The 10,419-nt window shown below is 54.8% G+C and carries 8 protein-coding genes; 6 read left to right on the top strand and 2 right to left on the bottom strand.

All coding sequences use genetic code 11. The features are described 5' to 3' along the window. The first annotated feature begins 169 nt into the window (after nucleotides 1-169). From tauA to tauD, 4 genes are read left to right on the top strand one after another with little or no spacing between them, the layout of a single operon-like run. Nucleotides 170-1,132 (top strand): taurine ABC transporter substrate-binding protein, encoded by a 963-nt coding sequence (gene tauA / locus INF86_RS19740; RefSeq protein WP_193543846.1) that lies wholly within the window; start codon nucleotides 170-172, stop codon nucleotides 1,130-1,132. A 9-nt stretch (nucleotides 1,133-1,141) separates the two neighbouring features. Next, a complete protein-coding gene (gene tauB, locus INF86_RS19735; protein ID WP_022647194.1) occupies nucleotides 1,142-1,909 on the top strand; it encodes a taurine ABC transporter ATP-binding subunit in 768 nt (255 codons plus the stop codon). After that, nucleotides 1,906-2,733 (top strand): taurine ABC transporter permease TauC, encoded by an 828-nt coding sequence (gene tauC, locus INF86_RS19730; RefSeq protein ID WP_022647195.1) that lies wholly within the window; start codon nucleotides 1,906-1,908, stop codon nucleotides 2,731-2,733. Before tauB ends, tauC begins: the two co-directional genes overlap by 4 nt. Then, nucleotides 2,730-3,581, top strand: a complete 852-nt coding sequence (gene tauD, locus INF86_RS19725; RefSeq protein WP_022647196.1) for a taurine dioxygenase — start codon at nucleotides 2,730-2,732, stop codon at nucleotides 3,579-3,581. Before tauC ends, tauD begins: the two co-directional genes overlap by 4 nt. Before the next feature lie 69 nt (nucleotides 3,582-3,650). Here tauD and INF86_RS19720 read toward each other — a convergent pair whose 3' ends face one another. Further along, the gene (locus INF86_RS19720) at nucleotides 3,651-5,375 is read right to left on the bottom strand and encodes a lysophospholipid acyltransferase family protein (RefSeq protein WP_193543845.1); all 1,725 of its coding nucleotides are present in this window, start codon (nucleotides 5,373-5,375) and stop codon (nucleotides 3,651-3,653) included. Nucleotides 5,376-5,500: 125 nt separating this feature from the next. Next, on the bottom strand, nucleotides 5,501-6,475 hold the full coding sequence (hemB, locus tag INF86_RS19715; RefSeq protein WP_193543844.1) for a porphobilinogen synthase: 975 nt from the start codon (nucleotides 6,473-6,475) through the stop codon (nucleotides 5,501-5,503). A 452-nt stretch (nucleotides 6,476-6,927) separates the two neighbouring features. Between hemB and INF86_RS19710 the strand changes: the two genes are divergently transcribed. Both INF86_RS19710 and INF86_RS19705 read left to right on the top strand, forming a co-directional pair. Further along, complete coding sequence (locus INF86_RS19710) at nucleotides 6,928-9,702, top strand: autotransporter outer membrane beta-barrel domain-containing protein (protein ID WP_069596284.1); 2,775 nt, start codon at nucleotides 6,928-6,930, stop codon at nucleotides 9,700-9,702. Nucleotides 9,703-9,790: 88 nt separating this feature from the next. Next, on the top strand, nucleotides 9,791-10,417 hold the full coding sequence (locus INF86_RS19705; RefSeq protein WP_022647199.1) for a helix-turn-helix domain-containing protein: 627 nt from the start codon (nucleotides 9,791-9,793) through the stop codon (nucleotides 10,415-10,417). The last annotated feature ends 2 nt before the right edge of the window (nucleotides 10,418-10,419 follow it).

Here is a 10,419-nt window from a genome sequence, read left to right as displayed (position 1 = left end):
GTAGGCCGGGTAAGCGCAGCGCCACCCGGCGAAACAACCGTACAAAATTCACTATCCTTTCCCGCTTTTTTTCTAAAAACGAATCGTCATTAGCGATTCTTTTTTATTCCTTTATCAAAATTCTCGCGCCGGAAATACTGCCCTTATAACAACAAGGGGAGCAGACGGTATGGCAATTTCATCGCGAATCACGTTACTTGGTGCACTGGCGCTGTGGGCATTTCAGGCGCAGGCGGTGGACGTCACCGTCGCGTATCAGACTTCCGCGGAACCGGCGAAAGTCGCGCAGGCGGATAACACCTTCGCCAAAGCGAGCGGGGCGAACGTCAACTGGCGCAAGTTCGACAGCGGCGCGGCAATTGTGCGGGCGTTAGCCTCGGGCGACGTGCAGATTGGCAACCTGGGTTCCAGCCCGCTGGCGGTGGCCGCCAGCCAGCAGGTGCCGATTGAAGTCTTCCTGCTGGCGTCGCAGCTCGGAAATTCCGAAGCGCTGGTGGTGAAGAAAAGCATCACGAAACCCGAAGATTTGATTGGCAAACACATCGCGGTGCCGTTTATCTCCACCACGCATTACAGCCTGCTGGCAGCGCTGAAACACTGGGGCATTAAGCCGGGCCAGGTGCAGATCATCAACCTGCAACCTCCAGCGATTATTGCCGCCTGGCAGCGTGGCGACATTGACGGAGCATACGTCTGGGCGCCCGCCGTCAACGAGCTGGAAAAAGACGGCACCGTGCTGACCGACTCCGAAAAAGTGGGGCAATGGGGGGCGCCAACACTTGATGTCTGGGTCGTTCGTAAGGACTTTGCCGAAAAACACCCTGAAGTGGTGAAAGCCTTCGCCAAAAGCGCCATCGACGCCCAGCAGCCTTACATCAGCAATCCGGATGAATGGCTGAAACAGCCCGCCAACCTGGAGAAGCTCTCACGTCTGAGCGGTGTGCCGGAAGCTGACGTGCCGGGGCTGGTGAAAGGCAACACCTATCTGACACCTGCGCAGCAGGTCCAGCAGCTGAACGGGCCGGTGAGCAAAGCGATTGTCGACACTGCGACGTTCCTGAAAGAGCAGGGCAAAGTGCCTGCGGTGGCAGCGGATTACAGCCGGTTCGTGACCGACCGCTTTGTGAAATAAGGGGCTGCGATGCTGAACATTACAAACCTGTCTGCCGATTACGGCGGCAAACCCGCCCTGAAAGAGATCAACCTGACGCTGGACAGCGGTGAACTGCTGGTCGTACTGGGGCCGTCCGGCTGCGGGAAAACGACGCTGCTGAACCTGATCGCCGGGTTTGTACCGTATCAGCACGGCACGATCCAACTCGAAGGAAAACGGGTAACGGGGCCGGGCGCAGAGCGCGGCGTGGTCTTCCAGAACGAAGGGCTACTTCCGTGGCGAAACGTGCAGGAAAACGTTGCGTTTGGTCTGCAACTGGCCGGCGTAGCGCGTGAACAGCGTCTGAATACGGCGCGCGACATGTTGAAAAAGGTCGGGCTGGAGGGGGCTGAAAAACGCTTTATCTGGCAGCTTTCAGGCGGGCAGCGTCAGCGCGTCGGGATTGCCCGTGCGCTGGCGGCTAACCCTCAGCTGCTGTTGCTGGACGAACCTTTCGGGGCGCTGGATGCCTTTACCCGTGAGCAGATGCAAACCCTGCTGCTGCGCCTGTGGCACGAAACCGGCAAGCAGGTGCTGTTAATCACCCACGATATCGAAGAGGCCGTGTTTATGGCGACGGAGCTGGTGCTGCTCTCACCGGGACCGGGACGCGTGCTGGAGCGTCTGCCGCTTGAGTTTGCCCGGCGCTATGTGGCGGGAGAGCCAGTACGCAGCATTAAATCAGACCCGCTATTTATCGAAAAACGGGAATACATCCTGAGCCGTGTGTTTGAACAGCGGGAGGCGTTCTCATGAGCATTGTCTTCAGTGAAAAAACGCGGCGGACGCGCCGTGCCTTACGCTGGCCGTTCTCTCGCCAGCTCACCTTAAGCGTCAGCACGCTGGTGGTGTTGCTGGCGGTATGGTGGGCGGTTGCCGCGCAGCAGTGGATCAGCCCGCTGTTTCTGCCCCCGCCAGGCCAGGTTCTGGAAAAACTGATCGCCATCGCCGGACCGCAGGGCTTTATGGATGCCACCCTCTGGCAGCATTTAGGCGCCAGTCTGACGCGTATTCTGGTGGCGCTGCTGGCGGCGGTCATTATTGGCGTTCCGGTGGGGATTGCGATGGGACTGAGCCCGACGGTGCGCGGCATTCTCGACCCGCTGATAGAGCTTTACCGTCCCGTACCGCCGCTGGCTTATCTGCCCCTGATGGTGATCTGGTTTGGCATCGGCGAGACGTCAAAGATCTTACTGATATATCTGGCTATTTTTGCGCCGGTAGCAATGTCGGCCCTGGCTGGCGTAAAGAGTGCGCAGCAGGTACGCATACGTGCGGCACAGTCGCTCGGCGCCAGCCGCGCGCAGGTACTGCTGTTCGTCATTTTACCAGGTGCGCTGCCGGAGATATTGACCGGGTTGCGCATCGGCCTTGGGGTGGGCTGGTCAACGCTGGTGGCGGCAGAGCTGATTGCCGCCACGCGCGGCCTTGGGTTTATGGTGCAGTCGGCGGGAGAGTTCCTGGCGACTGACGTGGTACTGGCAGGGATCGCGGTCATCGCCGCGATCGCCTTTGGATTAGAACTGGGACTGCGCACGCTACAGCGTCGCCTGACGCCCTGGCATGGAGAAATACAATGAGTGAACGTCTGACGATTATCCCGTTGGGGCCGTACATTGGCGCGCAGGTGTCGGGCCTGGACGTAACCCGTCCGCTGAGCGATAACCAGTTTGAGCAGCTGTACCACGCGGTGCTGCGCCATCAGGTGGTGTTCCTGCGCGATCAGGCCATCACCCCGCAACAGCAGCGCGCGCTGGCCCTGCGTTTTGGTGACCTGCATATCCACCCGGTCTACCCGCATGCGGAAGGGGTGGAGGAAATTATCGTGCTGGACACTCATAACGATAACCCGCCCGATAATGACAACTGGCATACGGATGTTACCTTTATCGACACACCGCCAGCCGGGGCGATTCTGGCAGCAAAACTACTGCCAGAGACCGGCGGCGATACGCTGTGGGCGAGCGGCATTGCGGCGTTTGAGGCGCTCTCCGCGCCGTTCCAGACCTTGCTAAGTGGCCTGCGGGCGGAGCATGATTTTAAAAAATCGTTCCAGGAGTATAAGTACCGTAAAACGGAAGAGGAGCACCAGCGCTGGCTGGATGCGGTTGCAAAGCATCCGCCGCTGTTGCACCCGGTGGTGCGTACCCATCCGGTGACCGGCAAGCAGGCGCTGTTTGTGAACGAAGGGTTTACCTCGCGCATTGTGGACGTAACGGAAAAAGAGAGCGAGGCGCTGCTCAGTTTCCTGTTTGCGCATATCACGAAGCCGGAGTTTCAGGTGCGCTGGCGCTGGCAGGAGAACGATCTGGCGATCTGGGATAACCGCGTCACGCAGCATTACGCCAATGCGGATTACCTGCCGCAGCGAAGGATTATGCAGCGGGCGACGATTTTGGGGGATAAGCCGTTCTACCGTGCGGTTTGAGCCCCTCACCCTAACCCTCTCCCCAAAGGGGCGAGGGGGCTGACCGGTGCGGTTTTCACCCTCTCCCTTTTAGGGAGAGGGCAGGGGTGAGGGTATTAAGTGCGCCTCTATATACCGCTGATAGCGGTTCGCCTTCAGATAACACAGATCCACCAGCACCAGCCCGTCGATACAGTTATTGAACGCCGGATCGCTGCCGAAATCGATAAACTGCACGCCGCCTGGCTCGCATAGCTCGGAATATTGTTTATAAAGCGGCGGAATACCGCAGCCCAGATTGCCGAGCAGGGATTTGAGCTTTGTCAGGTCATCCACGTAATCCACCCCGCTAAATTGCGCCAGCACGTCCGGGAGTGACGCCGGGTAGGGTTGACGCGAGGCGGCTAACGGGTGGCTGGCCGGAAACCAGAGACGATAAAACGTGACCAGCAGATCCCGGGCGGCAGGCGGTAAGCCGCCGGAGATGGACACCGGACCAAACAGGTAACGGTAATGTGGATAGCGCGCCAGATAGGCGCCAATGCCTGACCACAGGTAGTCCAGACCGCGACGTCCCCAGTAGCGCGGCTGTATAAAGCTGCGCCCCAGCTCAATGCCGTGCTCCAGTATGTCCTGCATTTTTTCGTCGTAGTGGAACAGGCTGTAACTGTACAATCCCTCGACGCCGCACTTTTCCACCTGCATGGCCGTTGGCATAAAGCGGTACGCGCCGACAATCTCGAGGTCATCATCATCCCACAGAATAAGGTGCAGATAGTCATCATCGTAGCTGTCGGTATCCCGGCGCTTTCCGCTGCCTTCCTCCACGGCGCGAAAGGCAATCTCGCGCAGTCGCCCCAGCTCGCGCAGCAGAGGCGCCTCTTCCTGCCCGTTGCGCTGCCACAAATAGATGGTTTTACCATCGCTGGTTTTGCCCAGACATTCGGCCTGCGCCAGCTCCCGCTTCAGCGTGGCCCTGTCTTCCGGGCGGGCAATGGCGCACTGGGTTTTAAAGACGCCAGGCAATCCCTTGCCAAGTCGTATCACGTGCTGACGGCACTGCTCGGCCATCTCACGCGATGAAAGGGTAGAGCTAAACCGATCATTCCAGGCAATCTGCTGGCCAATTTTGATCGGCAGCTGGCTGTGGCGGCGGCGAAACATCTGTTGCATCAGCAGCAGCAGGGATACCGTCGGCGATACCAGGGTGCTGGCATAAAACAGCAGGCTGTTGTGGGCCTGAATATGTACCGGTAGCAGCGGTACCCGTAGTTTGCTGGCCAGCTTGATAAAGCCCGGATGCCACTTTTTATCGCGGATGCCTTTACGCGTTGGGCGGGAGACTTCGCCCGCCGGGAAGAAGATCAGCACGCCGGCGTTTTGCAGGTGCTGCTCCATCTGCACCAGAGATGCTTTTGCGGTTCTGCCGCCCATATTGTCCACGGGGATAAACAACGAGCTGAGGGGCTCAAGGTGAGACAGCATCCGGTTGGTGACAACCTTGACGTCCCGGCGCACGCGCGAAACGGCATACAGTAGCGCCAGCCCATCCAGGGTGCCCGTCGGGTGGTTCGCTATCACAATGAGTGGGCCGTGTTCGGGGATTTGTTCGAGGTCTCGGGCGGAAATGGTGCAGAGAATATCAAGGTGTTCCAGAACCTGCTCTACCATATCCAGCCCTTTCAGGTGACGGTGGCTGGCGGCAAACTGCTGAAATTCGTCTTCGTGGAGCAGTCTTTTTAACAGACTTTTTTGCCAGGGTGCGGGCCTCGCCTGAGGCCAAAGGTCATCAAGAACGCTGTCGAGACTAAACATTGATCACTCCTCCTGCCGTCTTGCCCAGACAGTAGAAGGAGGAGATGTCGGTTGTATTGCAGTTTAGTGAAGATTCGCGCAGAGAGTAGGCCGGGTATGGCGAAGCCACCCGGCGCTAAAGCGGATTAACGCAGAATTTTCTTCTCAGCCAGATCCAGCGCGAAGTAGCTGAAGATCAGATCCGCGCCCGCGCGTTTGATCGCCCCCAGGCTTTCGAGGATCACTTTCTCTTCGTCGATGGCACCCGCCTGCGCGGCGAATTTGATCATCGCGTACTCGCCGCTCACCTGGTATGCGCCCAGAGGCAGTTCGGTGCGTTCGCGAATGTCGCGCAGGATATCCAGATACGCGCCGGCCGGTTTCACCATCAGACAGTCTGCGCCCTGTGCTTCATCGAGCAGAGATTCACGAATCGCTTCGCGGCGGTTCAGCGGGTTCATCTGATAGGTTTTACGATCGCCTTTCAGCGCCGTGCCCGCTGCTTCACGGAACGGGCCGTAGAAGGAGGAGGCGAATTTGGTGGAGTAGGACATGATGGCGGTGTCGGTAAAGCCTGCCGCATCCAGCGCATGACGAATAGCCTGAACCTGACCATCCATTGCCGCAGAAGGTGCAATAAAATCCGCACCCGCGGCGGCGGCAACCACCGCCTGCTTGCCCAGATTCAGCAGGGTCGCATCGTTGTCCACGCCGTGATCGCACAGCACACCGCAGTGGCCATGAGAGGTGTATTCGCAGAAGCAGGTATCGGACATGACGATCATCTCCGGCACACTCTCTTTGCAGATGCGCGACATGCGTGCCACGAGGCCGTCTTCTTTCCATGCATCACTGCCGGTTGCGTCAGTGTGGTGGGAGATACCGAACGTCATCACCGAGCGGATGCCCGCATTCGCAATGCGTTCGATCTCGCGGGCCAGATGCTTTTCAGGAATGCGCATCACGCCCGGCATCGCGTCGATGGCTTTGTAGTCATCGATCTCTTCTTCAACAAAAATCGGCAACACCAGATCTTTTAAGGTCAGTGTTGTCTCTTCAAACATGGCGCGCAGTGCGGGTGACTTGCGCAGGCGACGGGGACGAGCAATTAAATCGGTCATGGTATGCCTGATGTTTGTGGAACAAAGAGGCTTAGTGTACCTGAAAGCGGAGAGTGGTGTTTTACTAAAGTTGTCTTTTAGATTTTCGAAATCGATTAATATACGCTACATGTATTTTGTATATATTATAAATCTTATTATGGTGTCCAGAGTGGTATGTGATATTGGTGAGGCTTCTATATTGGTTTGGGATTATAAATATAAATGATTTATTGCTTTTTATTATATGTGTCGAAGCAACCAAAGTAGTTTGCAATCAGTTGAATTTATAATATTTATTCATAATGATTGATATTGTCCTGGGTTTATAAGCTTATTTGTCTGAATACGGACTTAATGGAATCATTCATTGAACCTTTTCGAAGTGAAACTGCATAATTCCTTCCGCAATTAAACGTTGCCAAATGATTTGATGGACAAACTTGCTTACGTCCCTGAGGAGGGATGACCCAATGCAAACATGGAAAAAGAAACTGGTTGTATCACAACTTGCATTAGCCTGCACACTGGCTATCGCTTCTCAGGCCAATGCGAAAGATATATCCGGCACGACATATAATACTTTTGGATATGACAATACTGCGTCCACGCCCTGGTATTATGGTTATGCTGACTGGGATTATTCAGATGCCACACATGATGGTGACATTTATCCAGTCATCAATAAATCAACCGTAAACGGAGTTATTTCGACATACTATCTGGATGATGGTGTCAATGGCCGTGCGAACGCGTTGAGTATTTCTAACAGCACCATTAACGGCATGATCACGTCAGAGTGTATGACCACGACGTGTGCAGAAGGCGTGGATACTGACGGCACTACGCATACCCAGTACGATCGTTTTAGCCTGACTGTTGATAACTCCACCATCAACGATACCTACGAGCATTATGCGTATGATGTCGTTAATGGCGATACCACTGAAACGCATTATCTGGACACCTATGGTCTGGGTAACGCCATCACCCTGGATGTTGAGTCTGATATCGTTATTCAGAACAATTCCCACATCGCGGGCATCACGCTGACGCAGGGTTATCAGGAGCTTGATAACACGCCATACGACGGTGTTGAAGGCGTTGCTAACAGCAGCAATATCTTTACCGATACGCTGGTGGTGAAAGACTCTGTGCTGACCTCTGGCGCATACAGCGATCTGGGCACCAGCGGCTTCTACGGTCAAACGGCGAAGCCAAGCGACTACGGTGAAACCAACGCCACGGCTGCGGATGATGCGGCGCTGATCGTTGCTGCCAGTGCGTCTGATAACGCCATGCAGACCACCGCTACCTTCGATCACTCTACCGTTACGGGTGACATTCTTTTCTCCAGCACCTTTGATAACAACTTCTACGAGAATGGCGATCCGGCAACGGATACCACAGAAGATGGCGTCTATAACCCAACCACCAACGGCTGGGATGGTACCGATAAACTGGATGTCACGCTGACCAACGGCAGTAAGTGGGTGGGTGCAGCGCAGTCCAGCGTTGAAGCTATCGGCACTGCGCAGATGTATGGCCAGGGCTACAGCAACGTAGACTGGCACGCATTGTCCCCGAATAGCATCTGGCCTGATTCTACCTTTGACAGCAACGGTCACGTTGCCGGTGAAGAGGTGTATCAGAGCGGCCTGTTCAACGTGGCGCTGGATAACGGTTCCGAGTGGGATACCCGCAAGATCTCCAACATCGATGCACTGACGGTGAACAACCAGTCTCAGGTCAATGTTGAAAACTCCGGCCTGCTGGCAGATTCCATCACCCTGACCAATGCTTCAACCTTGAATATTGGCGACAGCGGTGCCGTGGCAACCGACAGTCTGTATCTGGATAGCTACAGCCGTGCGGCACTGACTGAAGAGACGGCAGAACTGTATGCCAACACCATTACTGTAGACAACGGTGCAGAGCTGGCGCTGGGTCTGGGTCAGGTTGATACGCACAATATGGTGCTGACTGATGGCGGTGTGCTCAACGTTGCCAGCCGCGATTATGTGCTGAACAGCGACCTGAACAACGCACGCTATATCACCAACGATAGCCATAAAGCGGACTACGACTATGGTGTTGTCGCGCTGAACTCTGACGGCCATCTGGCGGTGAACGGTGACGTTGCCGGTAACTATAAAGTGCGCATCGACGATGCGACCGGTGCAGGCTCCGTAGCTGACTACAAAAACAAAGAGATCATTCGCGTCTATGACAATAACGCGGATACCGCTGCCAGCTTTACTGAGGCAAACAAAGCTGATTTAGGTGCATACACCTATCAGGCGCAGCAGAAGGGTGACACCGTTGTTCTCCAGCAGGAAGAGCTGACTGACTACGCCAACATGGCGCTGAGCATTCCTTCTGCCAATACCAACATCTGGAATCTGCAACAGGATACCGTGGGTACCCGTCTGACCAACAGCCGTCATGGCCTGGCAGATAACGGCGGCGCATGGGTGAGCTATTTTGGCGGCAACTTTGACGCGGATAATGGCACCGTTAGCTACGATCAGGACGTAAGCGGCATTATGGTGGGTCTGGATACTCAGATCGACGGTAATAACGCGAAGTGGATTGTCGGTGGTGCGGCTGGTTTCGCGAAGGGTGATATCAGCGATCGTACTGGTCAGGTCGATCAGGACAGCCAGACTGCGATGATCTACGCGTCGGCGAAGTTCATGAACGACATCTTCCTCGACAGCTCCATGAGCTACACCCGCTTCAACAACGACCTCTCTGCTACCATGAGCAACGGTCAGTATGTTGACGGTAATACCACGACTGACGCCGTTGGTTTCGGGATGAAACTGGGCTATGACTGGAAACCAAACCTGTCTGGCTACGTCACGCCTTACGCGGCGATCTCTGGCCTGTTCCAGTCCGGTGATGACTATCAGTTAAGCAACGACATGCGTATCGATGGCCAGTCTTACGACAGTATGCGTTATGAGCTCGGCGTGGATGCAGGTTATACCTTCAACTACGGTGGCGAGCAGGCATTAACCCCTTACTTCAAGCTGGCTTACGTGTATGACGATGCCGACAACAATGCTGATATCAACAATGACAGCATTGACAACGGCGTGGAAGGCTCTGCGGTTCGCGTGGGACTGGGTACTCAGTTCAGCTTCACGAAAAACTTCAGTGCTTACACTGATGCGACTTATCTGGGCGGCGGCGACGTTGACCAGAACTGGGGAGCAAACCTGGGTGTGAAATATACCTGGTAAGAAAAAAACGCGGGGGATTTTGCCCCCGCTTTTTTATGTGCTTTAAAAATAATAAAGAACCGACATATACAGATGACTTGAGGTATGCATGAACGTTAATGCGAAACCACTTTCTGAATTAAGCCGGCTCATAAAGTGTCTGGAAGTCGCCGGTACCCCATTTAAAACGGAACCACAACAATTTATAACTACCGGCAATAATGATGATGAACCATTGACATTTGTAATACAATCCGGCCTGACAGTCGTTCACCGTAAATCAGATGAATTACTCGTGGGTATTGCACGGGCACCCTATATTCATGGATTAAGTGCATGGATTAATGACAGCTATCTTGAATATTCTCTGATGGCACAAACACCTTGTACCGGATTTTATTTGCCAGCCTCTACTGCATGCGAAATTATTCAAGAAGCGCAACTCTGGCAAGAAGCATTCTGCTGGCTTTCATGGCTAAATCATTTACTGGGAAAACGTGATATCCAGCTGGTCGGAAATAATTCGTATAGCCAAATTCGGGCGATGCTAATCAATATGGCCGAGTGGGATGACACGCTACGCTCAAAAATTGGTGTGATGAATCATATTCAGCGTAGCACGCGTATATCACGTTCGGTGGTTGCGGAGGTTCTGGCGGCGCTGCGTCAGGGGAACTACATCAATATGAGCCGGGGCAAACTGATCAGTATCAACCGTTTGCCCACGGACTATTAAGC

The organism is Enterobacter cloacae complex sp. I1M (genome assembly GCF_014982425.1).
Taxonomy (GTDB): Bacteria; Pseudomonadota; Gammaproteobacteria; order Enterobacterales; family Enterobacteriaceae; genus Enterobacter; species Enterobacter intestinihominis.
This window is presented reverse-complemented; position numbering and strand designations above follow the sequence as displayed.

Bases quoted from the DNA above. Each gene is read 5' to 3' on its own strand.
- tauC (WP_022647195.1), top strand. From the start codon at position 1,906: ATGAGCATTGTCTTCAGTGAAAAAACGCGGCGGACGCGCCGTGCCTTA.
- INF86_RS19705 (WP_022647199.1), top strand. From the start codon at position 9,791: ATGAACGTTAATGCGAAACCACTTTCTGAATTAAGCCGGCTCATAAAG.
- tauD (WP_022647196.1), top strand. From the start codon at position 2,730: ATGAGTGAACGTCTGACGATTATCCCGTTGGGGCCGTACATTGGCGCG.
- tauA (WP_193543846.1), top strand. From the start codon at position 170: ATGGCAATTTCATCGCGAATCACGTTACTTGGTGCACTGGCGCTGTGG.
- tauB (WP_022647194.1), top strand. From the start codon at position 1,142: ATGCTGAACATTACAAACCTGTCTGCCGATTACGGCGGCAAACCCGCC.
- INF86_RS19720 (WP_193543845.1), bottom strand. From the start codon at position 5,375: ATGTTTAGTCTCGACAGCGTTCTTGATGACCTTTGGCCTCAGGCGAGG.
- hemB (WP_193543844.1), bottom strand. From the start codon at position 6,475: ATGACCGATTTAATTGCTCGTCCCCGTCGCCTGCGCAAGTCACCCGCA.
- INF86_RS19710 (WP_069596284.1), top strand. From the start codon at position 6,928: ATGCAAACATGGAAAAAGAAACTGGTTGTATCACAACTTGCATTAGCC.